25 protein-coding genes are annotated in these 24,661 nt (G+C 59.4%); 16 read left to right on the forward strand and 9 right to left on the reverse strand.

All coding sequences use genetic code 11. The features are described 5' to 3' along the window. Positions 1-75: 75 nt before the first annotated feature. The 3 genes from PL599_RS10515 to PL599_RS10525 form a co-directional block, all read right to left on the reverse strand. The gene (locus PL599_RS10515; protein ID WP_269823972.1) at positions 76-1,005 is read right to left on the reverse strand and encodes a DMT family transporter; all 930 of its coding nucleotides are present in this window, start codon (positions 1,003-1,005) and stop codon (positions 76-78) included. Between the two features lie 94 nt (positions 1,006-1,099). Further along, positions 1,100-1,834 carry a helix-turn-helix transcriptional regulator gene (locus PL599_RS10520; protein ID WP_269823971.1) on the reverse strand — a complete coding sequence of 245 codons (735 nt, stop codon included), beginning with the start codon at positions 1,832-1,834 and terminating at the stop codon, positions 1,100-1,102. A 126-nt stretch (positions 1,835-1,960) separates the two neighbouring features. After that, positions 1,961-2,137, reverse strand: a complete 177-nt coding sequence (locus PL599_RS10525) for a hypothetical protein (protein ID WP_003496171.1) — start codon at positions 2,135-2,137, stop codon at positions 1,961-1,963. A gap of 240 nt (positions 2,138-2,377) precedes the next feature. On the opposite strand from PL599_RS10525, the gene PL599_RS10530 reads away from it, so the two are divergent. Together PL599_RS10530 and PL599_RS10535 are read left to right on the forward strand one after the other, a co-directional pair. Then, complete coding sequence (locus tag PL599_RS10530) at positions 2,378-2,947, forward strand: AAA family ATPase (protein ID WP_137410264.1); 570 nt, start codon at positions 2,378-2,380, stop codon at positions 2,945-2,947. Positions 2,948-2,956: 9 nt separating this feature from the next. Continuing rightward, the gene (locus tag PL599_RS10535) at positions 2,957-3,412 is read left to right on the forward strand and encodes a type II toxin-antitoxin system RatA family toxin (RefSeq protein ID WP_269823970.1); all 456 of its coding nucleotides are present in this window, start codon (positions 2,957-2,959) and stop codon (positions 3,410-3,412) included. Here the strand turns inward: PL599_RS10535 and PL599_RS10540 are convergent. After that, positions 3,394-3,903 carry a CinA family protein gene (locus PL599_RS10540; RefSeq protein ID WP_269823969.1) on the reverse strand — a complete coding sequence of 170 codons (510 nt, stop codon included), beginning with the start codon at positions 3,901-3,903 and terminating at the stop codon, positions 3,394-3,396. The genes PL599_RS10535 and PL599_RS10540 overlap by 19 nt on opposite strands. Next, on the reverse strand, positions 3,900-5,087 hold the full coding sequence (locus PL599_RS10545) for a bifunctional 2-C-methyl-D-erythritol 4-phosphate cytidylyltransferase/2-C-methyl-D-erythritol 2,4-cyclodiphosphate synthase (RefSeq protein WP_269823968.1): 1,188 nt from the start codon (positions 5,085-5,087) through the stop codon (positions 3,900-3,902). Before PL599_RS10545 ends, PL599_RS10540 begins: the two co-directional genes overlap by 4 nt. A 276-nt stretch (positions 5,088-5,363) precedes the next feature. On the opposite strand from PL599_RS10545, the gene dusB reads away from it, so the two are divergent. The 8 genes from dusB (at position 5,364) to hflX (ending at position 16,120) form a co-directional block, all read left to right on the forward strand. Continuing rightward, positions 5,364-6,380: a tRNA dihydrouridine synthase DusB gene (gene dusB, locus PL599_RS10550; protein ID WP_269823967.1), complete on the forward strand. Its 1,017-nt coding sequence runs from the start codon at positions 5,364-5,366 to the stop codon at positions 6,378-6,380. After that, positions 6,377-7,525 (forward strand): two-component system sensor histidine kinase NtrB, encoded by a 1,149-nt coding sequence (locus tag PL599_RS10555; RefSeq protein WP_077982339.1) that lies wholly within the window; start codon positions 6,377-6,379, stop codon positions 7,523-7,525. The genes dusB and PL599_RS10555 overlap by 4 nt, the downstream gene beginning before the upstream one ends. Next, positions 7,522-8,973, forward strand: coding sequence for a nitrogen regulation protein NR(I) (gene ntrC, locus PL599_RS10560; RefSeq protein WP_077982338.1), 1,452 nt, complete (start codon positions 7,522-7,524; stop codon positions 8,971-8,973). The genes PL599_RS10555 and ntrC overlap by 4 nt, the downstream gene beginning before the upstream one ends. 150 nt (positions 8,974-9,123) lie before the next feature. Next, complete coding sequence (locus PL599_RS10565) at positions 9,124-11,385, forward strand: sensor histidine kinase NtrY-like (RefSeq protein WP_271359053.1); 2,262 nt, start codon at positions 9,124-9,126, stop codon at positions 11,383-11,385. Then, positions 11,375-12,739: a nitrogen assimilation response regulator NtrX gene (gene ntrX, locus PL599_RS10570; protein WP_003521348.1), complete on the forward strand. Its 1,365-nt coding sequence runs from the start codon at positions 11,375-11,377 to the stop codon at positions 12,737-12,739. Before PL599_RS10565 ends, ntrX begins: the two co-directional genes overlap by 11 nt. A 48-nt stretch (positions 12,740-12,787) precedes the next feature. Further along, complete coding sequence (gene trkA / locus PL599_RS10575) at positions 12,788-14,164, forward strand: Trk system potassium transporter TrkA (RefSeq protein ID WP_077982336.1); 1,377 nt, start codon at positions 12,788-12,790, stop codon at positions 14,162-14,164. Between the two features lie 184 nt (positions 14,165-14,348). Then, positions 14,349-14,591 carry an RNA chaperone Hfq gene (gene hfq / locus PL599_RS10580; protein WP_003496145.1) on the forward strand — a complete coding sequence of 81 codons (243 nt, stop codon included), beginning with the start codon at positions 14,349-14,351 and terminating at the stop codon, positions 14,589-14,591. 92 nt (positions 14,592-14,683) lie between these two features. Further along, complete coding sequence (gene hflX / locus PL599_RS10585) at positions 14,684-16,120, forward strand: GTPase HflX (RefSeq protein ID WP_173989050.1); 1,437 nt, start codon at positions 14,684-14,686, stop codon at positions 16,118-16,120. Positions 16,121-16,349: 229 nt separating this feature from the next. On the opposite strand, the gene mazG is transcribed toward hflX, so the two are convergent. Further along, a complete protein-coding gene (gene mazG, locus PL599_RS10590) occupies positions 16,350-17,195 on the reverse strand; it encodes a nucleoside triphosphate pyrophosphohydrolase (protein ID WP_137410271.1) in 846 nt (281 codons plus the stop codon). 77 nt (positions 17,196-17,272) lie between these two features. Next, the gene (locus PL599_RS10595; RefSeq protein WP_373692757.1) at positions 17,273-17,905 is read right to left on the reverse strand and encodes a deaminase; all 633 of its coding nucleotides are present in this window, start codon (positions 17,903-17,905) and stop codon (positions 17,273-17,275) included. 218 nt (positions 17,906-18,123) lie between these two features. Between PL599_RS10595 and cysG the strand changes: the two genes are divergently transcribed. The 5 genes from cysG (at position 18,124) to PL599_RS10620 (ending at position 23,049) form a co-directional block, all read left to right on the forward strand. After that, a complete protein-coding gene (cysG, locus tag PL599_RS10600) occupies positions 18,124-19,587 on the forward strand; it encodes a siroheme synthase CysG (RefSeq protein WP_269823966.1) in 1,464 nt (487 codons plus the stop codon). Next, a complete protein-coding gene (locus PL599_RS10605) occupies positions 19,580-19,894 on the forward strand; it encodes a DUF2849 domain-containing protein (RefSeq protein WP_077982333.1) in 315 nt (104 codons plus the stop codon). Before cysG ends, PL599_RS10605 begins: the two co-directional genes overlap by 8 nt. A gap of 8 nt (positions 19,895-19,902) precedes the next feature. Next, positions 19,903-21,573: a nitrite/sulfite reductase gene (locus PL599_RS10610; protein ID WP_269823965.1), complete on the forward strand. Its 1,671-nt coding sequence runs from the start codon at positions 19,903-19,905 to the stop codon at positions 21,571-21,573. A 10-nt stretch (positions 21,574-21,583) separates the two neighbouring features. Beyond that, positions 21,584-22,090: a DUF934 domain-containing protein gene (locus tag PL599_RS10615; RefSeq protein ID WP_077982933.1), complete on the forward strand. Its 507-nt coding sequence runs from the start codon at positions 21,584-21,586 to the stop codon at positions 22,088-22,090. 146 nt (positions 22,091-22,236) lie between these two features. After that, positions 22,237-23,049, forward strand: coding sequence for a ferredoxin--NADP reductase (locus PL599_RS10620; RefSeq protein ID WP_137410277.1), 813 nt, complete (start codon positions 22,237-22,239; stop codon positions 23,047-23,049). Positions 23,050-23,107: 58 nt separating this feature from the next. Here PL599_RS10620 and PL599_RS10625 read toward each other — a convergent pair whose 3' ends face one another. After that, a complete protein-coding gene (locus PL599_RS10625; protein ID WP_162520359.1) occupies positions 23,108-23,272 on the reverse strand; it encodes a hypothetical protein in 165 nt (54 codons plus the stop codon). Here PL599_RS10625 and PL599_RS10630 point away from each other — a divergent pair. Next, on the forward strand, positions 23,271-23,726 hold the full coding sequence (locus PL599_RS10630; protein ID WP_416172488.1) for a hypothetical protein: 456 nt from the start codon (positions 23,271-23,273) through the stop codon (positions 23,724-23,726). The two genes, PL599_RS10625 and PL599_RS10630, sit on opposite strands and share 2 nt — an antisense overlap. Before the next feature lie 38 nt (positions 23,727-23,764). Here the strand turns inward: PL599_RS10630 and PL599_RS10635 are convergent, their stop codons facing one another. After that, positions 23,765-24,571: an endonuclease/exonuclease/phosphatase family protein gene (locus PL599_RS10635; RefSeq protein WP_269823964.1), complete on the reverse strand. Its 807-nt coding sequence runs from the start codon at positions 24,569-24,571 to the stop codon at positions 23,765-23,767. Positions 24,572-24,661: the final 90 nt, after the last annotated feature.

Here is a 24,661-nt window from a genome sequence, read left to right on the forward strand (position 1 = left end):
GGTCAAGCTGGAGGACGACGTTAAGTGGGGCGGGCTCGTCAGGATACGTTGGCTGTCTGTTTTAGCTTGCCTCGCTCACACCAAAATCTTCTCAGGCCGATGCGCCCGCATGCACAAGATCACGCTCAGCACCACCGAGCAGATCGCGACGACTTCAACCAGCGTCGGGCCACGGCCTTCCCAGACAAAACCATAAAGCAGCGCAAACAGCGTTTCGAACAGGATCATCTGTCCGACCATGGTGAGCGGTAGAAGACGGCTCATCCTGTTCCAGAGCGCATTTCCCAGAATGGAAGCGGTGAAGGCGAGGCCGGCGGCGATTGCGGCAAAATGCAGCCAACTCTCTGAACTATGCGTCTTTTCACCAAACACGAAGGCGGGAACGGCGAGCACGAGCGCAAGAGCGCCGGTCACCACACCCGTCATCATGTTCCAGTCGTCGGCGCTGACGTCATGGAGGCGGGAGAGCCAGCGGGCATTGCCAACCGCGAAAGCCGTCCACGACGCCAGCGCACCCAGCGCACAGGCAAGGCCGATGATACGTGACATGTCCAGCCCAGCGTCGCTTTCCGTCAGCGACTGCCAGGAAATGCCGACAATGCCGATTGCGCCAAAAACGAGCGATGGCCATAGCCGCTTCAGCGACACCGCGCCGTGATCGCGACTGCCGATAATCGTGACGGCAACCGGCAGGAAGCCGATAATGATCGACGTGAAGGCGACACCGCTCAGCTTCACTGCCGTCGATATGAAGACATAATAGGCGATGTTGCCAATCATGCTCAGCCAGCCGAGCGCGATCCATTCCCGCGTACCGAAATGGGCCGATACCTTTTTCAGTCGCGGCCCGATGATGATGAGGGAAATCAGCCCGTAGGTGAGGTAACGCGCCGTCGAGAGTTGCAGCGCGGAAAAATCCGGCACGAGTTTCGGCGCGAGGAATATACCGCCCCAGAGCGCACCTGCCAGCATGCCGTAAAAAACACCGAGACCTGTTCTGTTCATGTCATGTCACATCCGCATTCGTATTTTCCTGCGATGTGCCACAGCCCTCTGCGGCTGTCTTGACAAAAACTCCTGACCTGATGCGCTGGCGGTTTTAATGAACCCCGTAGGTTCGACGGTAGGCTGCGGGCGTTTCACCCACTGCGTTGCGCATGGCCCGCGTCAGTGCAGTCTGGTCGGAAAAACCGGCCCGCAAAGCGATCTCGGCAATAGGCAGGGTGGAATTGGTGAGCAAGGCACAGACCTTGCCCATGCGCAGCCCGGCCAGCCAACGGTGAGGAGGGAGGCCGAATTCCTCGAGAAACAGCGCATGCAGGCGACTGTCGCTGATCGTCACGCAGGAGGCGAGCATCTCGATAGTCCAGGGGAAGAACGGCTCAGCCCTGACCAGTGCAACGAGCCTGTGCAGGCGTTGGCGGATGTCGACTTTCTCGTTGGCAAGGCTGTCGACCAGAAGTGGCGTCCACAGGCTGGCGATATCGTCGCGTCGCCCCTCTTTTCCGATGACGCCGCGCATATAGGCGATCAACTGCCGCGTATCCTGCGCTATGTCGACAAACGGCGAGCGGACGAATTTCTCGAGCGTTTGCTCGGGAAGGGCGCCTTCATCGATATCGACCACCAGCGAGTGGTTGCTTGCCGTCGCTTCCTGCGTATGCGGCGCATCGCGATGGATGAACACGCCGCGTCCGGTCGACAATTCGTCCTGCCGTCCGGCCACATCGATCAGCAGACGCCCGGAGACAGGAAGAACGATCTGAACGAAGCCATGACGTTCCTTCGGTCTTTCTTCCCTGTAGATTCTGATATCGGCGGATGCGGCTGTCATGACGCTGTCGTTTCCATTTGCAAAGAAATGGCCGCCTCGAAAAAGCGGCCAGTTCATCACTTGATTATGACATCGTCTTGAAGAATGGGCCAGTCGGCTTTATCGGTCGGCTCTGCGCGCCGGCAATTAACAGTCTTCCTTGGCGGTCGATTCGCCGCGTTTGCGCTTGCGCAGAACCGGCTTGTTCTCTCTCGCTTCGCATTTCGCGACGTCGATCAGATAAGCAAGCACCGGCATGCCGTTCATCGATGCGAGTTGCTTGGCGGATTCGAGAAGGTTGATGATGTTGGAAAAATCGTCCATCGGCTCACTCAGTGGCTCAAAGCGGTTATATGTCGGGTCTGAACCCAAGGATGAATACGCTGGGTGAAATCGGGAGCTTCCAGCGTCGTTACATCCAATGGGTGTAATATTAGTCGCAAATAAATAGCAATCCCTGCGACGGGGTTACAATAGTCAATTTTCCGTAACTGTCATGCGCGGTGACGATATCGCTGCGAGGAGATGGCAGAAAATATCCGGCAGTCAGATGAGGTGTCAGAAATGCCAAATTATCTTCACAGGGTGGAGGATGCTGCTGCGATCATCGCCGGGGCGCAGCGAATCATGGTCGTGGGCTGTTCCGGCGGCGGCAAATCGACGCTTTCGCAGAAGCTCGCGCACAATTTCGGGCTTCGCTACATCTCCATGGATCGGGATGTTTTCTGGCTGCCCGGCTGGCGGGCGCGCCCGCGCGAAGAGCAGCGAGAAAGGATAGCCGCCATCATTACCGAAGAGCGCTGGCTGATGGACGGCAGCAATCCGTCGTCTTTCGATATGCGGCTGCCGCGATCCCATATCGTTTTGTGGGTGCGCATGCCGCGCTGGCTCTGCCTGTGGGGCGCCGTCAGCCGGGCGATCAAGGGTTATGGCAAGGCCCGCCCGGAAATGGCGGAGGGGTGCCCTGAAAGAATAGACGTCGAATTCCTGCGCTACATCTGGAATTTCGAGCGGCGCCATACGCCGATCTTCGAGCGGAATTTCGCGTTGTATGGTCCTGATGTGCCGGTATTCCAGCTGAAAAGCCGAAAACAGTTTCGCCGCCTTCTTGATCTTCTGCGTATCGAGGATTAACTGCCGCTCATGCCACAGTTCGAAACGCATCGCCACGTCAAACACTCGCCCGACCGCATGTACGACCTCGTCGCCGATGTGGAGAAATATCCGCAGTTTCTGCCCCTTTGCGAGGCGCTCACCGTCCGCTCGCGCAAGGAGCGCGATGGCAAGGTGCTACTGGTGGCGGATATGACCGTGGGTTACAAGGCCATTCGCGAAACCTTCACCACGCAGGTGCTGTTGAACCCGGCAGAGCGCGCCATCGACGTGAAATATATCGACGGCCCTTTCAAATATCTCGACAATCGCTGGCGTTTCGAGGCCTCGGACGAGGGCGGCTCAGCCATTCATTTCTTCATCGATTACGAATTCAAGAACCGCCTGCTTGGCGCGGTGATGGGCTCGATGTTTGATCGGGCTTTCCGCATGTTTGCGGAAGCCTTCGAGACCCGCGCCGACAAAATTTACACCGAACCCGCCTGATTGAGGGCGATCAGCATCTCAAGCGCCGTCCTGACGGTCGCAAGCCGGATTTCGGTGCGGCCGATTTCTCCGTAGCGCATTTCGCGATGCAGGAGGTTGCCGTTGCGCGCTTTGGCGGCCAGGTGCACAAGCCCCACCGGTTTTTCGGCTGAGCCGCCACCCGGGCCGGCGATCCCGGTCACCGCCACGGCGCAATCCGCGCGTGAGCGGAAGAGGGCGCCATGCGCCATCTGCAGCGCCGTCTGCCGGGAGACCGCACCAAATGTTGTCAGGGTGTCGGCGCCAACTCCCAGCATGTCCCTCTTGGCTTCGTTCGTGTAGGTCACGAAACCGCGGTCGACGACAGCAGAGGAGCCGGCAATCTCCGTCAGCGCGCCGGCTATCAGGCCGCCCGTGCAGCTTTCCGCGGTCGAGACCATCAAACCATGCGCGGTGAAATCGGCAATGATCCGCCGCGCCAACTCTTCTATGTCCGCGGGAAAAAGGCTCATAACGGTCTGCCCCTGTAGACGACCGTAGCTGTGGCGATTGCAGCAATGCCTTCCCGGCGGCCCACAAAACCGATAGTTTCATTGGTCGTCGCCTTCACCGAGCAGCGCTCCAGCGCGATGTCCAGCATGTCCGAGAGTGCTTCGCGCATGGCCTGGCGGTGAGGACCGATGCGCGGTGCTTCCGCAATCAGCGAAACATCGGCATTCATGATCGTGCCGCCATTGTCGCGTACGACCTTTGCCGCATGCTCCAGGAAGATGCGCGAGGCTGCACCCTTCCATTGTGGATCGGAAGGCGGGAAGTGATCGCCGATATCGCCGGCACCGCAGGTGGCGAGCAGGGCGTCCGTCAGCGCATGCAGCGCCACATCGGCATCCGAATGGCCTTTCAGTCTCTGGTCATGCTCGATGAAGATGCCGCAGAGCGTCACGCCATCGCCGGCCTCCAGCTGATGCACGTCGTAACCATTGCCGGTGCGCACGTCCGGCAATCCGTTGGAGAGCTTTTCATCGGCCATGGCGATATCCCGCTTGAGAGTGAGTTTTACATTATCGACCGAACCTTCTGTCAGCGTCACCGTCAGTCCTGCCCACTCGGCGATCGATGCATCATCGGTGAAATCGGTTTTGCCAGATGCGGAAGCGGCGCGATGTGCTCCAAGAATATCGCCGAAGGTGAAACTCTGTGGCGTCTGCGCAGCATAAAGTCCCTGGCGTGAAACAGTCTCTGCAACAACGTTACCCGCACCGCGCTTCAGCGTGTCAGTGACGGGGAGGGCGGGCAGGACGCTGCTGGCGCCGGCCCGGTGCAGGGCGACGATACGTTCCAGCATGTCCACGGGGACGAAAGGCCGCACGGCATCATGGATCATCACATGCGTCAACTCTTCCGAGGCAAGCGCTTCCAGCCCGGCAAGCACTGATTGCTGGCGTGTTGAGCCGCCCGTGACGGTGACGATCCGCCCGCCGGAATCAAGCCGCTGGAGGATTGGCGACAGCAGTGCTGCATCGTCTGCATGACTGACGATCACGATGGCGGAGGCATGATCCCAATCGAGGAAGGTGGACAATGTATGCTCGATCACGGCCCGGCCTCCGATCGGGCGATATTGTTTCGGCCCTTCCTCGGGAGAGCCCGCTCTTTCTCCGCGTCCGGCGGCGACGATGACGATGCCGAGTTTCATAGTACTTTCCTGCATTGGTCTTATGCTTTGCGCGCAACCCTTAGCGGTTGACAGTCTTGCTCTAGCGTTTCAAAACCCGGATGGCCAGCCCGATATGACGCGCATTCGCCCCTGCATGCCGCAGGATCAGCAGCCATTGCGCGTTCAAACCTGCACAAATTGCTGCCGACAGCAAAACAGGCAGGCAATCGCCCAGCAAATAAAAGGTGCAACCCTCTAAAAGTGCTTGGCAACCGCACAAACACTGTCTAAAAATAATGCAAATAAACCTTCTGCATGAAAGATCATCAATTGCATCTTCCGGAGTTGTCAGAACCGTTCAGCATCGGCCCAGTTACGATCCGTAATCGTGCCGTGCTGGCGCCCATGTCGGGCGTGACGGATTTGCCGTTCCGGCAACTGGCTTGGCGTTATGGCGCAGGCCTTGTCGTGACGGAAATGGTGGCAAGCCGTGAACTCGTCGCTAACAGAGGCGAATCCTGGGCGCGGCTGAAAAACGCCGGCATGTGTCCGCATATGGTGCAGCTCGCCGGCCGCGAGGCGCATTTCATGGCTGAGGCGGCGAAGATCGCTGCCGATAACGGCGCTGGAATCATCGACATCAATATGGGTTGTCCTGCCAAGAAGGTGACGGGTGGCTATTCCGGCTCAGCTTTGATGCGCGATCCCGATCATGCACTCTCGCTCATCGAGGCAACGGTCAATGCAGTCGACGTGCCTGTGACGCTGAAGATGCGGCTCGGCTGGGACGAGAACACCATCAATGCGCCGGAGATCGCCCGCCGTGCCGAAGCCGCTGGCGTTCAGCTCATCACCATTCACGGCCGCACCCGTATGCAGTTTTACGAGGGACGGGCAGACTGGGATGCCATCCGCGCCGTGCGCGAGGTGATTTCCGTGCCGCTGATCGCCAATGGCGATGTGGAAACGGCCGATGCTGCACGCGAAATCCTGCGCCGTTCGGGTGCGGATGCCGTCATGGTCGGTCGCGGCGCGCAGGGGCAGCCATGGCTGCCGGCGGTGCTCGCCGGACATTCAGCCCCGCACCACGACGATATTCCCGCCATCGCCATCGAACATTACGAGATGATGCTGGAATTCTACGGAAGGGAAGCCGGTCTTAGGCACGCCCGCAAACATCTGGGCTGGTATCTCGACCGTTTTGCACCTGAGTTCGCCACCTCCGACAAGGCTCAAATCATGACATCGCGTGACACGGGAGAGGTGGCGGATCTGCTGCGCACCGCCCTTTGCGCAAATGCGGGCGAAAACGCCGCAAGGAAGGCCGCATGAGCGCTGACAAACATAGCCCGGCAGATGGAAACCCGCTTGCCATGGCGGTTTTGAACGCGGTGCAGAACCCCGTCATCCTCGTGGATGCCGAAGGTTTCATCGCCTTCGCCAATTGGGAAGCCGAAGCCTTTTTCGGGGCAAGCGCCTCCCATCTCGCGCGCTACCGTGTTTCCACCTTCATTCCCTTCGGCAGCCCGCTGCTTGCGCTGATCGATCAGGTGCGCGAGCGCCGCGCGCCGGTCAACGAATATCGCGTCGATCTGAGTTCGCCGCGTCTCGGCCAGGACAAGCTGGTCGATCTTTACGTTGCGCCTGTTGTCAGCGAACCGGGATCGGTGGTCGTCGTCTTCCAGGAAAGGTCGATGGCCGACAAGATCGACCGGCAACTGACGCATCGCGCTGCGGCACGCTCCGTTACCGGCCTTGCCTCCATGCTCGCGCATGAGATCAAGAACCCGCTCTCCGGCATTCGCGGCGCTGCCCAGTTGCTGGAGACCTCGGTTGCCGATGAGGACCGGGCGCTGACGCGGCTGATCTGCGATGAGACCGACCGCATCGTCTCGCTGGTTGACCGCATGGAGGTGTTTTCCGACGAGCGGCCGGTGGATCGCGTGCCGGTTAACATCCATTCCGTGCTGGATCATGTGAAGGCCATCGCCAAGGCCGGCTTTGCCCGCAATATCAAGATTTCCGAGAACTACGACCCGTCGCTGCCGCCGGTTTATGCCAATCGCGACCAGCTGGTGCAGGTCTTTCTCAATCTCGTGAAGAATGCGGCGGAAGCCGTGGGCAATCAGCCGGATGGCGAAATCGTGCTGACGACCGCCTATCGCCCCGGCATCCGTCTTTCGGTTGCCGGCAGCCGCGAACGCATCTCGCTGCCGCTCGAATTCTGCGTACATGACAATGGCCCCGGCGTCCCGGCCGACCTTCTGCCGCACCTCTTCGATCCTTTCATCACCACCAAGACGAATGGTTCCGGCCTCGGGCTGGCGCTGGTCGCGAAGTTGATCGGCGCCCATGGTGGCATCGTCGAATGCGACAGCCAGAACCACCGCACGACCTTCCGCGTATTGATGCCCGTCTCGCCGGAAGTGGCGCTCGACGACAGCTCTTTGCCGAACTCGACAGGAAATGACAGATGACAGCTACGATCCTCGTCGCCGATGATGATGCCGCAATCCGCACCGTTTTGAATCAGGCGCTGAGCCGCGCCGGTTATGACGTGCGCATCACCTCCAATGCTGCAACGCTCTGGCGCTGGGTGTCGGCGGGTGAGGGTGATCTTGTCGTAACCGATGTCGTGATGCCGGATGAAAATGCCTTTGACCTGCTGCCGCGCATCAAGAAGGCCCGCCCGGACCTGCCCGTTCTGGTCATGAGTGCGCAGAACACCTTCATGACAGCCATCAAGGCCTCTGAAAAAGGCGCTTACGATTACCTGCCGAAGCCCTTCGACCTCACGGAACTGATCGCCATCATCGGCCGCGCTTTGTCTGAGCCGAAGCGCAAGCCGGCGAAGCTCGATGACGACATGCAGGACGGCATGCCGCTCGTTGGCCGCTCGGCGGCGATGCAGGAAATCTACCGCGTTCTTGCGCGCCTGATGCAGACGGACCTGACGCTGATGATCACCGGCGAATCCGGCACGGGTAAGGAACTGGTGGCGCGCGCGCTGCATGATTACGGCAAGCGTCGCAACGGACCCTTCGTCGCGATCAACATGGCGGCCATCCCGCGCGACCTCATTGAATCCGAACTCTTCGGCCATGAGAAGGGCGCCTTCACCGGCGCGCAGAACCGCTCGACCGGCCGTTTTGAACAGGCCGAGGGCGGCACGCTGTTCCTCGACGAAATCGGCGACATGCCGATGGACGCCCAGACACGGCTGTTGCGCGTGTTGCAGCAGGGCGAATATACGACGGTCGGCGGTCGCACGCCGATCCGCACCGATGTCCGCATCGTCGCGGCCACCAACAAGGACCTGAAGCAGTCGATCAATCAAGGCCTTTTCCGCGAAGACCTCTATTACCGCCTGAACGTCGTGCCGCTGCGGCTGCCGCCGCTGCGTGACCGCGCCGAGGATATTCCCGATCTGGTGCGCCATTTCATCCAGCATGGCGAGAAGGAAGGGCTGGAAGGCAAGCGTTTCGAGAGCGAGGCGCTGGAGGTCATGAAGGCCTATGCTTGGCCAGGCAACGTGCGCGAGCTGGAAAACCTGATCCGCCGCCTGATGGCGCTTTATCCGCAGGAAGTCATCACCCGCGAGATCATCGAGCAGGAATTGCAGTCGGATGTCCCGGACAGCCCGCTCGACAAGATGGCGGTCCGCACAGGTTCTCTCACCATTTCACAGGCGGTGGAGGAAAATATGCGGGATTATTTCGCCAGTTTCGGCGATGGCCTGCCGCCGCCCGGTCTTTATGACCGCGTTCTGCGGGAACTCGAATATCCGTTGATTCTCGCCGCCTTGACTGCGACGCGCGGCAACCAGATCAAGGCCGCCGATCTTCTTGGCCTGAACCGCAATACACTGCGCAAGAAAATCCGCGAGCTTGGCGTTTCCGTTTATCGTAGTTCCCGTCCTACCTGAGAATGTTGACAAGGCCGCCTTTATCGTTGCACTTTCGCCACATTGTGTTGCTTGAAAAACACTAGGAAGGGAAGAGATTCGCCGGTCTGAGGCGCGTCTCGCCTGACTTCAGAAATGTGGTGCTGGCTGGCCAGCGATTGGGAGTAGTGCATGCGGAAACCCGCCGCCGAAAACGCCGTTGCCGACGAAGCAGCGGGCATGGTGGTTGCCGATCGCAGGATGTCTTTCGCTCTGCCGGGTTTGGTGCTCGCCGGCGTCGCTCTCGTTTGCGCCATCATCACCCTGTTCGTGCTTCTGGGCGTCACGCCAATCGCACCGACATCGAACGTCGTCATCGCCTCTGTCGTCATCAATTCGATCTTCGTGATCGGCCTGATGTTCCTTATCGGGCGCGAAATCAACCGGCTGCTGAAAGCGCGCAAAAAGGGCAGGGCGGCGGCGCGCCTGCACGTCCGCATCGTCGTGCTTTTCTCCATCGTGGCGATTACGCCCGCGGTCCTCGTCGCCATCTTCGCCAGCTTGACGTTGAATGTGGGCCTCGACCGCTGGTTTTCGCTGCGCACGCAGTCGATTGTCGATTCATCGAGCAATATCGCCCAAGCCTATATGATGGAGAATGCCGGTTATCTTCAGGGGCAGACCCTGTCGATGGCGACCGACCTCGACCGCAACCGTGCGCTTTTTTATCTGGATCGCACCGGCTTCGTCGATCTGATGACCCGTCAGGCCAAGGGGCGCGGTCTTCTTGGCGCGTTTCTGGTGCAGGAAGACGGTGATGCCGTCGCCCAGGCCGACATCAAGACCGAAAAACCGCTTCCCGCCATACCGCACGACGCGCTTGAAAAAGCAGCCGCCGGCCAACCGACGCTGATCCCGCCCGGTATCACCAACCTCGTTGGCGCAATCATCAAGCTTGAAGGCATCAGCGGCACCTTCCTTTACACAGTGCGCGCCGTCGATCCCAAGGTGATGGGCGCCATGCGGCTGATGGAGGAGAACCGCGCCGAATACAAGGCTATGGAGGCGGGCCGTGCGCCGCTGCAGATCGCTTTTGCGATCCTCTATCTCGGTTTTGCGCTGATCGTTCTTCTGGCGGCCATCTGGACGGCGATCGCGGTGGCTGACCGTATCGTGCGGCCCATCCGCCTGCTCATCAGTGCTGCAGACAGCGTCGCTACCGGCAACATGCATGTGCTGGTTCCCGTTCGCGCTGTCGATGGCGACGTCGGGCGTCTGTCGCGTACCTTCAACAAGATGGTTTCTGAACTGCGCAGTCAGCAGGAACAGATCATTGAGGCCAAGGACGATATCGACGACCGTCGCCGCTTCATCGAAGCCGTGCTGTCGGGCGTCACCGCCGCCGTCATCGGTGTCGATGAGAGCCGCAGGATCACCATCGTCAATCCGTCGGGCGAAGGGTTTCTGGCGCAGACCTCCGAACAGCTTATCGGCGCGCAACTGTCGGAGATCGCGCCTGAAATCGAACAGGTCGTCAACGAGGCGAATACCTGGTCTCGCGGCAACTTCCGCAAGCAGATCAATATCATGCGGCGCGGCAAGGAGCGGACGCTGAATGTGCAGGTGACCCGTGAGGATGCTCGCGACAGCCGTGACAGCTACGTCATCACACTTGATGACATCACCGATCTCGTCATCGCTCAGCGTTCGACCGCATGGTCGGATGTGGCGCGTCGCATCGCGCATGAGATCAAGAACCCGCTGACGCCGATCCAGCTTTCTGCAGAGCGGATTAAGCGCCGTTTCGGCAAGCAGATCGATGAAAACGACCGCGCCATCTTCGATCAGTGTACCGACACCATAGTCAGGCAGGTAGGCGATATCGGCCGTATGGTCGATGAATTCTCGGCCTTTGCGCGCATGCCAAAGCCGACGAAGGAGAAATCGGACCTGCGGGCGATTTTGAAGGATGCGGCATTCCTGCGCGAAATCAGCGCGGCCGATACGAAGTTCTCGACCGAGCTCGGCGATGTCCCGCTGGAGGGCATGTTTGATGCCCGCATGCTGGGTCAGGCCTTCGGCAATCTCATCAAGAATGCGACGGAGGCGATTGAGGCGGTGGAAGGCGAAAAACGGCCGGGGAAAATCCTGGTGCGCGCATCCTTCGACGAGGCCAATTCGCGTTTCGTGGCGGATATCATCGACAATGGCCGTGGTCTGCCCGTCGAGAACCGTCACCGCATTCTCGAACCCTATATGACGATGCGTGACAAGGGCACGGGCCTCGGTCTGGCCATCGTCAAGAAAATCATCGAAGAGCATGGCGGGTATCTGGAACTCCACGATGCCCCGCCTGAGTTCGATCACGGCCACGGCGCCATGATCAGAGTGCTGCTGCCCTATATCGAGGCGGTCGGCGGCGAAAATAACAAGGAAGCAGCATATGGCGTCTGATATTCTGGTCGTGGATGACGAGGCGGACATTCGCGAAATCGTAGCAGGCATTCTTTCCGACGAAGGCCACGAGACCCGCATGGCGTTTGACAGCGACAGCGCGCTGGCCGCCATTTCGGAGCGGGTGCCGCGCCTGATATTTCTCGACATCTGGATGCAGGGTTCGAAGCTCGACGGCCTGGCGCTGCTGGACGAAATCAAGAGCCGTCACCCCGAAATTCCTGTCGTCATGATCTCCGGTCACGGCAATATCGAAACCGCTGTCAACGCCATCAAGCGCGGCGCTTTCGACTTCATCGAAAAGCCCTTCAAGGCCGACCGCCTCATCCTGATCGCCGAGCGGGCGCTGGAAAACTCCAAGCTCAAGCGTGAGGTTCAGGAACTCAAGAAGCGCACCGGTGACGCGGTTGAACTCGTCGGCGCGTCGCTTGCGGTGTCGCAGCTTCGCCAGACTATCGACCGGGTTGCTCCCACCAACAGCCGCATAATGATCCTCGGTCCTTCCGGTTCCGGCAAAGAGCTCGTGGCGCGCATGGTGCACAAGAAGTCCTCGCGTGCGAGCGGACCCTTCGTCGCCCTTAACGCCGCGACGATCACGCCGGACCGCATGGAAATCGCGCTTTTTGGCACGGAAGGACTTCCCGGGCAGCCGCGCAAGGTCGGCGCTCTGGAAGAAGCCCATCGCGGCGTGCTGTATCTTGATGAAGTCGGCGAGATGCCGCGCGAAACGCAGAACAAGATCCTGCGGGTGCTGGTCGACCAACAGTTCGAGCGCGTCGGCGGCGGCAAGCGGGTGAAGGTGGATGTGCGCATCATTTCCTCAACCGCCCATCACCTCGAAAGCCTGATCGCCGAAGGCCAGTTCCGCGAAGACCTTTATCATCGACTCGCTGTCGTGCCGGTGAAGGTCCCGGCGCTCTCCGAACGACGCGAGGATATTCCTTTCCTCGTGGACATGTTCATGCGCCAGATTTCCGAGCAGGCCGGCATCCGCCCGCGCAAGATCGGTGACGACGCCATGGCCGTTCTCCAGACACATGACTGGCCGGGTAACATCCGGCAGTTGCGCAACAATATCGAACGGCTGATGATTCTTGCCCGTCCCGAAGGCGGCGAAGCGCCTATCTCGGCCGACATGCTCCCCTCGGATATTGGCGACATGCTGCCGAAGATTTCGGCGCAGGGCGATCAGCACATCATGACCCTGCCGCTGCGCGAGGCCCGTGAGATGTTCGAGCGTGACTATCTGATGGCGCAGATCAACCGCTTCGGCGGCAATATTTCGCGAACGGCGGAATTTGTCGGCATGGAACGGTCTGCATTGCATCGCAAACTGAAATCTCTCGGCGTATAAGGGAAGAAGGCGCTTCGGCGTAACCGATTATTCCGTCAGAGAGACAGCATGAAAGTTATCATTTGCGGCGCAGGGCAGGTGGGTTACGGCATCGCCGAACAATTGTCTCGAGAGGACAACGAAGTATCGGTGATCGATACCGCCGCGCCGCTCATCACCGCCATTACCGAGACGCTGGATGTGCGCGGTTACGTCGGTCATGGCGCCCATCCCGACATGCTGGCCAAGGCCGGCGCCGATCAGGCCGACATGATCATCGCCGTGACGTTGCATGACGAGATCAACATCGTCGCCTGCGAGGTGGCGCATGCCCTGTTCAGCGTGCCGACCAAAATCGCCCGCATCCGCGACCAGAGCTATCTGAAGCCGGAATATGCCGATCTCTTCAGCCGCGAGAACATGTCCATCGATGTAACGATTTCCCCGGAAGTCGAAGTTGGCAAGATGGTGCTGCGGCGCATCGCCTTTCCGGGCGCGACCGATGTGGTTCGGTTTGCAGACGATACGATCTCCATGCTGGCAATCGAGTGCATGGAGGATTGTCCGGTCATCAACACGCCGCTGCACCAGCTTTCCAGCCTCTTTCCCGACCTCATCGCCACGGTAGTGGGCGTCTACCGGGGCGGCGTTCTCAAGGTTGCGCATTCCTCCGAGCAATTGCGGGTGGGCGACCTTGCCTATGTCATTTGCCAGCGCCATCACGCCCGCCGCACCTTAAGTCTTTTCGGCCATGAGGAGCAGGAAGCGCAGCGAATCGTGATTGCGGGCGCCGGCAATATCGGACACTTCGTCGCGCGCAAGATCGAGGAACTGCAGCCGAAAACGCGGGTGAAGATCATCGAGGCGGACCGCGACAGGGCGGTTGCCGCATCTGAACACTTAAGCCACACCATCGTCATGCATGGCTCGGCGCTTGACCAGAAAATCCTCATGCAGGCCGATATTCAGGATGCCGATCTTATCGTGACGCTCACCAATAACGACCAGACCAATATTCTGGCTGCGGTGATCGCCAAACAACTCGGCTGCAAATCGAATCTGGCGCTGTTGAACAGTACGTCGTTCCACGATGTCTCCCGCTCCCTGGGCCTCGATGCCTATATCAACCCGCGGGCCGTTACGATCTCCCGCGTGCTTCAGCACGTGCGCAAGGGGCGCATCCGCTCAGTCTATGCCGTCCAGCGCGGCTCGGCAGAGGTGATCGAAGCGGAAGCGTTGGAAACGTCGCCGCTGGTCGGCCAGTCCTTCCGCGACATCGACATGCCGGAGGGTGTGCGCATCGGGGCGATCTATCGCGACGGCGTGGTGATCCGCCCGGATGGCAGCACGAAAATCAAGGCGAAGGACCGCGTCGTGCTGTTTGCATCCGCCGATGCGGTGCGCGATGTTGAACAACTCTTCCGTGTGTCGATACAATATTTTTGACTGTCCCGAATTGAAAATGTGGGTCAATACTCGTACTCATTCGGCTGTTTTGACCGTTGCGGAACGGAACACGATTTGATACCAGAGTTTGAGGTCGGCCAAGCGGGGGACAAGACTCGGCCGGCTTATTATTGATTGATTATTTTCCGGTATCCCTGCCGGCAAAAAAGAAAGAAGCGGCGCCATGGCGGAACGTTCTCAAAACCTTCAGGATCTCTTCCTCAATACCGTTCGTAAGCAAAAGATTTCGCTCACGATTTTCCTGATCAACGGCGTCAAGCTGACGGGCGTTGTCACCTCCTTCGACAATTTCTGCGTGCTTCTGCGCCGTGACGGTCATTCGCAGCTTGTTTACAAGCATGCGATCTCCACCATCATGCCCGGCCAGCCTATGCAGATGTTCGAAAGCGAAGAAGGCGCTGCCTGATCGGGCTCCCTCGACGAATATTCGACATAGACTGACCCGGACCGGGAACATTTCCCGTGCCGTCAGGTTAATTCCCATGGCCGCCCGCGCGGATGCGGTCGGCCTCAATCCTCTTTCTGGACAAGGCTGAACCCATTTCAACGCGCGACACCTCGAACGAATCGATTATTCCGGAGCAGGAAAAGCGCCGCGACGACATGCGTGCGGTCGTCCTCGTGCCGGTCCTCAAGCAGCGCGAAACCCGCGATGCGGCTGCCGGCCCGGCTACCCCCGGCCGTTCGGTCGAAGCCAAGCTTGAGGAAGCAAAGGGACTGGCGCTCGCCATCGATCTGGAAGTGACGCAGGGTCTCATCGTTCCGGTGAACCAGCCGCGCCCGGCCACGCTGTTCGGAACCGGCAAGATCGAAGAAATCGGTCATCTTCTCGATGAGACCGATTCCGGCCTGGTGATCGTCGATCATCCGCTGACCCCGGTGCAGCAGCGCAATCTCGAAAAGCAGTGGAATTGCAAGGTCATCGACCGCACGGGTCTGATCCTTGAAATCTTCGGCCGCCGCGCCTCCACGAAGGAAGGCACGCTGCAGGTCGATCTTGCGCATCTGAACTACCAGAAGGGCCGCCTCGTCCGAAGCTGGACCCACCTTGAGCGCCAGCGCGGCGGTGCGGGCTTCATGGGCGGTCCGGGTGAAACACAGATCGAGGCCGACCGCCGGCTTTTGCAGGAACGCATCGTCAAGCTGGAGCGCGAGCTGGAGCAGGTGGTGCGCACGCGGCAGCTACACCGCGCCAAGCGCCGCAAGGTGCCGCATCCGATCGTCGCGCTGGTCGGTTACACCAATGCCGGCAAATCCACGCTGTTCAACCGCATCACCGGCGCTGGCGTTCTGGCGGAGGATATGCTGTTCGCCACGCTCGACCCGACCTTGCGCCGCATGAAGCTGCCGCATGGCCGCACCGTCATCCTGTCCGATACGGTCGGTTTCATTTCCGATCTCCCGACGCATCTGGTCGCCGCTTTCCGCGCCACTCTGGAAGAGGTGCTGGAAGCCGATCTCGTTTTGCATGTGCGCGATATGTCCGATCCGGACAATGCTGCCCAGTCTGCGGATGTGTTGCGTATTCTCGGTGACCTCGGCATTGACGAGAAGGAAGCGGAAAAGCGCATCATCGAGGTCTGGAACAAGGTCGACCGTCTGGAGCCGGAAGCGCATGACGCCATCATGCAGCGCGCCGAAGGTCGTTCCGATATCCGCGCCGTTTCGGCCATCACGGGTGAGGGCGTCGATGCCCTGATGGACGAGATTTCTAAGCGTCTTTCCGGTGTTCTGACGGAAACCACCGTGGTTCTTTCCGTTGAGCAGTTGCCGCTGATATCCTGGGTCTACAGCAATTCCATCGTCGACAATCGTGAAGATCACGAGGACGGATCGGTCGCGCTCGATGTGCGCTTGTCGGAAGCGCAAGCGGCCGAACTGGAACGGAAGCTTGGAAAAGCGACGGTTCGCGAGCGGGAAGACTGGGAGCGCTGAGCGCTCCCTGCATTGTGCCAAACTCTCTCCGTCATTCCGGCCTTGAGCCGGAATACAGCCTTATCGCGTCTGCGCTGTGAGAAGAGTCTTTTGCGATCAAAGACCTGGTCGCGCTGGACCTCGCTCTAAATCCGGGGTGACGGTTGCGGATGCTGCGCTGCTGCCAGATGCATTCGGCAGTCATAGTGGAAAAGCTGTGCCTTACCGGATCCACCGCATATCCCTGCGATCAGGAAGAAACCGTATCAAGCGAACGTTCGATGCGTTTCGCCGCCTGCCAGAGATCTTCCATTCTCTCGAGACTCGCTTCTTCCAGCGTTTCGCCATTTTGGGTGAGCGACGTTTCGATGTGATTGAAACGTCTGCGGAATTTCGTATTCGTACCGCGCAGCGCATCTTCCGGATCGGCTTTGACATGCCGGCCGATATTGACGAGAGCAAAGATGAGATCGCCGAGCTCGTCCGAGACCTTTTCCGGTTTTCCTTCCGCCAGCGCCTCACGCAGTTCCGCGATTTCCTCCTCGATCTTGTCGAGAATGGGAGCGGGGTTCGACCAGTCGAAACCGGCACGCGCTGCCTGTTCCTGTAGCTTCAGGGCCTCGGTCAGCGCCGGCTGGCTACGCTGTACGCCGCCCAGAAAGCCTGCCTTGAAATCCTCGGTGATGCCCCGTCGCGCGCGTCGCTCTGCACGCTCGCGTTTCTCTTCCGCCTTGATGCGATCCCATTGCAGTTTGACGCCGTCCGGCGTGTCGGCGTCGGATACGGCGAAGACATGGGGATGACGGCGGATCATCTTCGCGGTGACGGCCTGCACCACATCGCCGAAGGCGAATTCGCCCAGCTCTTCGGCAATACGGGCATGGAAAACCACCTGTAACAGCAGGTCGCCCAGCTCCTCGCAAAGATCGTCCATATCCTTGCGCTCAATGGCGTCGGCAACTTCATAAGCCTCTTCGATCGTATATGGCTTGATTGTCTCGAAGGTCTGCACGACGTCCCAGGGGCAGCCGGTTTCCGGCTGACGCAGCGCTTCCATGATCTCGATCAGGCGGGAAATATCCTTCGAGGCTTCCATAATGTCTCAAACCTTCGTTCTTTGTTTCCGCGCATCGCCCGGACGGAAAACCGCCACGCACGTCCGCCGGAAAAGCTTTAGTTCAATGGAATATCGTTGCCGCTCTTGGACGACTGGTAGCTGGTGGAAAGATCGTCATAGGCGGTCTTGATACGGGCCGTCTGCGTTTTCAACGCGGTTTTCAGCGGGTCCTCTTCACGCTCCACCAGATCGGCGATGAAATACGAATTCCAGAACGCATTGTTGCGGCGATAGCCGCCCGGTTCCAGTCCGAAGACCTCCTTGAGGATTTTCAGGTCATGCGGGATCGCGAAAGCGTCGCGGGAATCTTCGTGGCTGAAGAAGGAATAGAAATTGTCGAAACCGGCCCAGGTGATGGCGGACATGCACATGGTGCAGGGTTCGTGGGTGGAGAGAAAAATCAGTTCCTTCGTGTTCGGCTTTTCGCCCAGCTCGTAAAACCGCTTCAGCGTGTGCACTTCACCATGCCAGAGCGGATTTTCCAGCTCGTTATTGGTCTCGGCGATAACCAGCGACAGGTCCGATTTTCGCAGGATCGCCGCACCGAAAACCTTGTTGCCAAGGCTGACGCCCCTCGACGTCAAGGGCAGAATATCGTGTTCGATGACATCGAGAAGGCGGGCGGCGAGGGTGGGGTTGGTCAAGGGTCTGTTCCTTCGTGCCGCTTTAAGAAAAAGCGGTCTTCGCATGGGGAAATCGACAGTCGATTGTCGCTCCTTGTTCGGCGTGGGGACCCGCTTTGTCAAGGGATTGCGAGGGGATTCTCAGGGCTAGCGCGGGTGTGGAAAAGCATCGCCGGTTTGTTTTCCTCCAAAACCGGGGTCTTCGAGAAATAAAAATCCAGGTGCCGGAAAGGCTTGAATTTCTGTTTCTTCAATCTTGCACCGCAATGCGGGATATATATCCAATGCACAACGAACATGATTTTTCCGCTGCTGGCGACCGCCTTTCAACCTTCCCCGCTTTCTTCCGGGTCGAGGGGCAGCAGGTCGCTGTTTTCGGAAATGGCGATGAAGCCTTCGCGAAGGTAAGGCTTCTCGCCAATACCAGCGCGCATATCATTGCCTATGCCGACCAGCCGGAAGCCGATTTTGCCCGTTATATCAGCGAAAACGGCATTGATCATCGGGCTTTGGCTTTCGCCGGCGAATTGGTCGAAGGCGCCACGCTGGTCTTCGCCGCTACCGGCGACGAGGCGCTGGACCGTGAGATCGTCACCGTCGCGCGCGCCGCGAAAATCCCTGCCAATGCGGTGGATCAGCCGGAATTCTGCGATTTCTTTACCCCCGCGCTCGTCGCCCGCGCGCCCGTCGCCGTGGCTATCGGCACGGAAGGGGCAGGGCCTGTTCTCGCCCAGATGATCCGCGCCCGCATTGACCAGATGCTGTCGCCTTCGCTTGGCAAGCTTGCGCGCCTTGCCGTGCAGTATCGTGATGCGGCCGAGGAGAACGTGCCGAAGGGCGCCTTGCGGCGCAATTTTTGGCGACGGTTCTTTTCAGGTGAGGTGGCGGATGCCGTCGCTGTTGGCGACACGTTCTCCGCTCGTCAGGCCGTCGGCCGCCTGCTGCAATCGCCCGAACGCAGCGAAGGCCGTATCTGGCTCGTCGGCGCGGGGCCGGGCGCTGAAGATCTGCTGACGCTGCGCGCGCAGCGCGTACTGATGGAAGCCGATGTGATCGTTTACGACGCGCTTGTGCCGCGGGCGATTGTCGATATGGGTCGCCGCGACGCCGAGCGCCTCTCCGTTGGCAAGCGCAAGGGCTGCCACAGCAAATCGCAGGATGAGATCAACCGCCTGCTGGTGCGCCTCGGCAAAGATGGCAAGCGCGTCGTGCGCCTCAAATCCGGCGATCCGCTGGTCTATGGCCGGGCGGGCGAAGAAATGGCGGCGCTGCGCGAGGCCGGTATTGCCTATGAGATCGTGCCCGGCATCACCTCGGCCTTTGCCGCGGCTGCGGATTTCGAATTGCCGCTGACTCTGCGCGGTGTCGCTTCATCTCTGATTTTCACAACCGGCCACGATCTGGCGGGCGATGTTCTGCCCGATTGGGCGCGGCTTGCGGTTTCCGGCGCCACCATCGCCGTCTATATGGGCCGCAGTGTTGCTGCTTCGGTCGCGAAGCGGCTGATCGATGCAGGGCTTGGTGTGGAAACCACCGTCGCCGTCATCGAAAACGCCAGCCGCGCGGATCGCCGCCTGCTGCATGGCACACTGAACGATCTGCCCGAACTCGAATATCACGATGAACTGACCGGCCCGGTCATGGTCATCATTGGCGATGCGGTGGCGGGCGCTAATTTTGACAGGTCCGAGGCGCTTGCATCGTCAGTGCGGCCGGCGGATTTCAAACGGGAGTATGTAAATGGCTGACAAGGTTTTGACCGCCAACCGGCTGAGCGATGGCATCGCCGTCTGGCTCGATGCCAACGGGGAGTGGACGGAGAACCTGCAGGGCGCAATCGTTGCCCGCCATGCGGAGGCGGTCGCCTCGCTCGAGGAAATCGGCAAGCGGGATTTTTCCGCCAACAAGGTCGTTGATGTGGCCATCATCGACGTCGTCGAGGAGAATGGCAAGCTTTGGCCGACGCGTCTTCGCGAACGCATCCGCGCCGCCGGCCCGACCATGCACTATGCCGCCGGTTACAAGCCGGCCGATGCAGCATTCATCGCAGTCTGAGGAAGAATATGTACCGTTACGACGAGTTCGATCACGCATTTGTTGAAGGCCGCGTGGCGCAGTTTCGCGACCAGGTCGAACGCCGGTTGTCCGGCGAACTGGCCGAAGATGCGTTCAAGCCGCTGCGCCTGATGAACGGCGTCTATCTTCAGCTGCACGCCTATATGCTGCGCGTCGCCATTCCCTACGGCACGCTGAATTCGAAGCAGATGCGGATGCTGGCCCATATCGCCCGCAAATATGACCGGGGTTACGGCCACTTCACCACCCGTCAGAACATCCAGTACAACTGGCCGCGCCTTTCCGATACGCCGGACATCTTGTCCGAACTGGCGGGCGTGGAGATGCATGCGCTCCAGACCTCCGGCAACTGCATTCGCAACGTCACCGCCGATCATTTCGCTGGCGCGGCTGCCGATGAGGTCGCCGATCCGCGCCCCTATGCGGAAATCCTGCGTCAGTGGTCTTCCGTGCACCCGGAATTCTCCTTCCTGCCGCGCAAGTTCAAGATCGCTGTCACCGGCGCCGAACGCGACCGTGCGGCCATTCAGGTTCACGATATCGGCCTGCATCTCAAAAAGAACGACAAGGGTGAGATCGGGTTCGCCGTCTATGTCGGCGGCGGACAGGGCCGCACGCCGATGATCGCCAAGAAAATCCGCGACTTCCTGCCGGAAGAGGACCTGTTGTCCTACACCACGGCTATCATGCGCGTTTATAACCTGCATGGCCGTCGCGACAACAAATACAAGGCGCGCATCAAGATCCTCGTGCACGAGACCGGTACTGAAGAATTGGCCCGCCAGGTCGAGGTCGAATTCGCCGAACTCAAGAACACCGAGTTGAAGCTTCCGGATGCCGATATCGCGGCAATCACCGCTTATTTCGCGCCGCCGGCACTGAAGGACCGGCCGGAAGGCTGGGAGAGCCTGGCGCGCTGGAAACGGGCAGATGAAGGCTTTGCCCGTTTTGTCGAGCAGAACGTCGCGCCGCACAAGCATCCCGATTACGGCATGGTGACGATCTCACTGAAGCCGATCGGCGGGATTCCGGGGGATGCGACCGACGAGCAGATGGAACTCGTCGCCGATATCGCCGCGGAATATGCCTTCGACGAAATCCGCATCAGCCATGAGCAGAACATCATACTGCCGCATGTGGCGCTGGCCGATCTCGAGCCGGTTTATCGCGCGCTGGTAGGCGCTGGCCTTGCGACCGCCAATGCCGGGCTCATCACCGATATCATTGCCTGTCCCGGGCTGGATTATTGCGCGCTCGCCAATGCGCGCTCCATTCCGGTGGCGCAGGAAATTTCCACCCGTTTCGGTTCGCCGGAGCGCCAGGCGGAAATCGGTGAGCTGAAGATCAAGATTTCCGGATGCATCAATGCCTGCGGTCACCACCATGTCGGCCATATCGGCCTTCTGGGTGTTGAGAAGAAGGGTGCGGAGCTCTACCAGATCACGCTTGGCGGATCGGGTGATGAAAACACCTCGATCGGTGAAATCATCGGCCGCGGCTTCGAGCCGGAAAAAGTCACCGACGCCATCGAAACCATCGTTGACACCTATCTCGGGCTTCGCCTTTCGAAGGAAGAAAACTTCCTTGAAGCCTATCGCCGCGTTGGACCGCAGCCGTTCAAGCACGCGCTTTACGGTTCCGCCGCAGAAGCCGCCTGAGGAGAATGCCATGACAAAAATCTGGAACCGCGACGGCTTCGTGGAAAACGATCCCTGGGTGATTGAAACGGAAGAAGTGAAAGCGACAGCGGAGCAGAAGCCGGTGCTGCCGCTTGCCGATTTTCTGGTTCGTGCCGCCGAAAGCAACGATATCGGCCTCGGTGTTCTGATCACGCCCGCCGACGATGTGACGCGGCTCGGACCCTATCTCGACCGTATCGACCTTGTCGCCGTAAGCTTCCCGGCCTTCAATGACGGTCGCGGATTCAGCCACGCCTCGTTGCTGCGCAGCCGTCTTAATTTTGCGGGCGAGGTGAGGGCGGTTGGCGACGTCCTGATCGATCAGGTGCCGCTGATGCTACGCACCGGATTCACCAGCTTTGCGGTGACGAACGGCACGGCCATCAGCCGTTTGTCCGAAAATCGCCTGCCGGAAATTCCGGTTTATTATCAGCCGACAGCCAAGCCGGCGAGTGGCGGCGAGGCCTATAGCTGGCGTCGTCGTGCGTCTCTATGACACGTTGCGTGGAAATATGAGTGTTATATACATATTTCCTACGCACATGGCAGTATTGACATTCTCATGCCTTCAAACCGGAGCAAAAATGGTATAATTGCCCGGTCGGAGAATGTCGCATCCAATAAGAATGGACGGAACCTGAAATGAACGCGCCAGCCAAGACGGAAGATTTCGCGATCAAGATACCTGACGGTGTTTACGCCGAGACGGTTTTATCGGTGGAGCATTATACGGATCACCTGTTCCGTTTCCGCATGACGCGTCCGGCGGGTTTTCGTTTCCGTTCCGGCGAATTCGCCATGATCGGCTTGATGGTCGGCGACAAGCCGATCTACCGCGCCTATTCCATCGCCAGCCCCGCCTGGGACGAGGAACTGGAATTCTTCTCGATCAAGGTTCCGGATGGCCCGCTGACATCGCATCTTCAGGCGATCAAGCCCGGCGATACCGTCCTGATGCGCAAGAAGCCGACAGGCACGCTGGTTCTGGATGCGCTGACGCCCGGCAGACGGCTTTACATGTTCTCCACCGGCACCGGCATCGCGCCTTTTGCGAGCCTGATCCGTGACCCGGAGACCTATGAGAAGTTCGAGGAAGTCATCCTCACCCATACCTGCCGTGACGTGGCCGAGCTGAAATACGGCTTCGATCTGGTTGAGGAAATCCGCAACCACGAATTCCTGAACGAGATCGTCGGCGACAAGCTGAAGCATTATGCGACCGTCACCCGCGAAGATTACCCCTTCAAGGGCCGCATCACCACGCTGATCGAGAACGGCAAGCTGTTTGCTGATCTTGGTGTGCCGACGCTCGATCCCGACGTCGATCGCGGCATGATCTGCGGTTCTTCGGCGATGCTCAAGGACACCAAGGAATTGCTTGAAAAGGCAGGCCTTAACGAAGGCGCCAACAACAAGCCGGCCGAATTCGTGATCGAGCGGGCATTCGTCGGTTGACGCCGGATTTCCATACAATTGAATAAAGACCAGGGGGCCTTTGGGCCTCCTTTTTTGTTTATAAAGCCGATTGGGTGACCTGTGCGGCATCATCGCGATGGAACATCCGAGCGCGATGGCGCGTTAGCGTTTGAACGAAACCAAACCGACGTAACCGCTCCATGATGAGAACAGGAACAATCAGGGCCACGATCATTGCCATTACGGCAGGTTTTTTTGCCATGCGGCCAGCCGCCGCCGATGAAAGCACCTTTCTGTCGTCGCTTCAGGGCACGTGGATCGGGAAGGGGACGGTGATAACCCGCATAGGCAGGCCGGCAATCACCGTAAATTGCACGCTGAATTCCAACGCTCGGCAAACGGCGCTGCGCATGTCCGGAACCTGCCGCGGACTCCTCGTGGTAAAACGCTCCATCGCCGCCGATCTGGCAGCAAGCGGTGCGCGTTACAGCGGCACTTACACGGGACCTTCCGGCCGCCCTTCCGCGCTCGCTGGTAATCGCCGGGGAAATGCGATCAATCTCACTGTCCGCTGGCAACGCGACATCAATGGTGACCGTACCGCCGCCATGACCATAGAGAAAATCGGCGATAACGGCCTGCGGCTGCGCACCACGGACAAGGATGGAAAGACAGGCAAGACGGTGGTAACGAGCGATATAAGGCTGGTGCGTTGATCGAGCAAATGACGATGTCGAGAAAGGCAACCCAATTGTCAGTGGAATTCCAGGAGCAGGGGGCAGTGGTCCGATACTTCCGGCCTTTTCACCACGTCAAAGTAGTCGATTTTCACGGCCTCATTGACCAACACGTAATCCGCATAGCGGGTCTGTTTGGGGTAGTGTGACGTCCGAGTATCGGTAAAGCCGCGTGTGGTGACAAGCTCGACGAGGTCCAACTCCTCGAGTATGGCAAAGGTTTCGCTCTCTGGCAGGACATTAAAGTCGCCGCAGACGACGATCCTGTCGCCATCCTCCGCAATGTTTTTTACAAGTTGGACGAGACGTTTTGCCTGCGCCAGACGGTCGGAGGTGTCGTGCTTGCCGTTGTTGGGATCTCGCAGGCCGTGCATGTGGGCGATAACGGCGGGCTGACCGGTCGTGAAGTCAAAAACCCTGATGGCATGGCCCGTGCGTGAACGTGGATGATCGCCATATCCATCCGCGGAGAAGGCTCCATGCACAAACCCCTGCGCCTGCGCAACGATGGCTATGGACTTGCGTACGAATGTCGCCAGTCCCCATTGGGAAGAATATCGAGTCTCGCCCTGCCAGAGATCGCCCTGCGCCGCAGGGCAAAATATCGCCACATGATCCGGCAAGGCCTCGGCGACATCACGCAGGAAATTCGCCCTCTGCGGTAGTTCGATGCCGTGATCACGGTAACTCAGCCAGTCCTGTGTGGCGACCGGTGTGTGCACCACTTCCTGCAGACATAAGATATCGGGGTCGGACGAGATAATATAAGGGACAAGTTCATCGTGGAGCTTTCCGCCCCAACCGTTCAGGCAAATCAGACGCATTCCAACTCCATCCCCATGTCGCAGCGTCATCTGTTTAACACGGGACATGCCGGGATCAACCATGTGGAAGCGTGAGCCAGATAGCGAAAA

This window comes from Agrobacterium sp. ST15.16.055 (assembly GCF_027956555.1).
Lineage (GTDB): Bacteria > Pseudomonadota > Alphaproteobacteria > Rhizobiales > Rhizobiaceae > Agrobacterium > Agrobacterium salinitolerans.

What these genes read in the sequence shown, in the direction of transcription:
- PL599_RS10610 (WP_269823965.1), top strand. Translation starts at nt 19,903, where the DNA reads ATGTACCGTTACGACGAGTTCGATCACGCATTTGTTGAAGGCCGCGTG.
- ntrC (WP_077982338.1), top strand. Translation starts at nt 7,522, where the DNA reads ATGACAGCTACGATCCTCGTCGCCGATGATGATGCCGCAATCCGCACC.
- PL599_RS10605 (WP_077982333.1), top strand. Translation starts at nt 19,580, where the DNA reads ATGGCTGACAAGGTTTTGACCGCCAACCGGCTGAGCGATGGCATCGCC.
- PL599_RS10555 (WP_077982339.1), top strand. Translation starts at nt 6,377, where the DNA reads ATGAGCGCTGACAAACATAGCCCGGCAGATGGAAACCCGCTTGCCATG.
- PL599_RS10535 (WP_269823970.1), top strand. Translation starts at nt 2,957, where the DNA reads ATGCCACAGTTCGAAACGCATCGCCACGTCAAACACTCGCCCGACCGC.
- PL599_RS10595 (WP_373692757.1), bottom strand. Translation starts at nt 17,905, where the DNA reads ATGCGAAGACCGCTTTTTCTTAAAGCGGCACGAAGGAACAGACCCTTG.
- PL599_RS10525 (WP_003496171.1), bottom strand. Translation starts at nt 2,137, where the DNA reads ATGGACGATTTTTCCAACATCATCAACCTTCTCGAATCCGCCAAGCAA.
- PL599_RS10515 (WP_269823972.1), bottom strand. Translation starts at nt 1,005, where the DNA reads ATGAACAGAACAGGTCTCGGTGTTTTTTACGGCATGCTGGCAGGTGCG.
- PL599_RS10565 (WP_271359053.1), top strand. Translation starts at nt 9,124, where the DNA reads ATGCGGAAACCCGCCGCCGAAAACGCCGTTGCCGACGAAGCAGCGGGC.
- cysG (WP_269823966.1), top strand. Translation starts at nt 18,124, where the DNA reads ATGCACAACGAACATGATTTTTCCGCTGCTGGCGACCGCCTTTCAACC.
- PL599_RS10540 (WP_269823969.1), bottom strand. Translation starts at nt 3,903, where the DNA reads ATGAGCCTTTTTCCCGCGGACATAGAAGAGTTGGCGCGGCGGATCATT.
- PL599_RS10530 (WP_137410264.1), top strand. Translation starts at nt 2,378, where the DNA reads ATGCCAAATTATCTTCACAGGGTGGAGGATGCTGCTGCGATCATCGCC.
- PL599_RS10615 (WP_077982933.1), top strand. Translation starts at nt 21,584, where the DNA reads ATGACAAAAATCTGGAACCGCGACGGCTTCGTGGAAAACGATCCCTGG.
- PL599_RS10630 (WP_416172488.1), top strand. Translation starts at nt 23,271, where the DNA reads ATGCGGCCAGCCGCCGCCGATGAAAGCACCTTTCTGTCGTCGCTTCAG.
- dusB (WP_269823967.1), top strand. Translation starts at nt 5,364, where the DNA reads ATGAAAGATCATCAATTGCATCTTCCGGAGTTGTCAGAACCGTTCAGC.
- mazG (WP_137410271.1), bottom strand. Translation starts at nt 17,195, where the DNA reads ATGGAAGCCTCGAAGGATATTTCCCGCCTGATCGAGATCATGGAAGCG.
- trkA (WP_077982336.1), top strand. Translation starts at nt 12,788, where the DNA reads ATGAAAGTTATCATTTGCGGCGCAGGGCAGGTGGGTTACGGCATCGCC.
- PL599_RS10620 (WP_137410277.1), top strand. Translation starts at nt 22,237, where the DNA reads ATGAACGCGCCAGCCAAGACGGAAGATTTCGCGATCAAGATACCTGAC.
- PL599_RS10625 (WP_162520359.1), bottom strand. Translation starts at nt 23,272, where the DNA reads ATGGCAAAAAAACCTGCCGTAATGGCAATGATCGTGGCCCTGATTGTT.
- PL599_RS10545 (WP_269823968.1), bottom strand. Translation starts at nt 5,087, where the DNA reads ATGAAACTCGGCATCGTCATCGTCGCCGCCGGACGCGGAGAAAGAGCG.
- PL599_RS10520 (WP_269823971.1), bottom strand. Translation starts at nt 1,834, where the DNA reads ATGACAGCCGCATCCGCCGATATCAGAATCTACAGGGAAGAAAGACCG.
- hfq (WP_003496145.1), top strand. Translation starts at nt 14,349, where the DNA reads ATGGCGGAACGTTCTCAAAACCTTCAGGATCTCTTCCTCAATACCGTT.
- hflX (WP_173989050.1), top strand. Translation starts at nt 14,684, where the DNA reads ATGCGGTCGGCCTCAATCCTCTTTCTGGACAAGGCTGAACCCATTTCA.
- PL599_RS10635 (WP_269823964.1), bottom strand. Translation starts at nt 24,571, where the DNA reads ATGCGTCTGATTTGCCTGAACGGTTGGGGCGGAAAGCTCCACGATGAA.
- ntrX (WP_003521348.1), top strand. Translation starts at nt 11,375, where the DNA reads ATGGCGTCTGATATTCTGGTCGTGGATGACGAGGCGGACATTCGCGAA.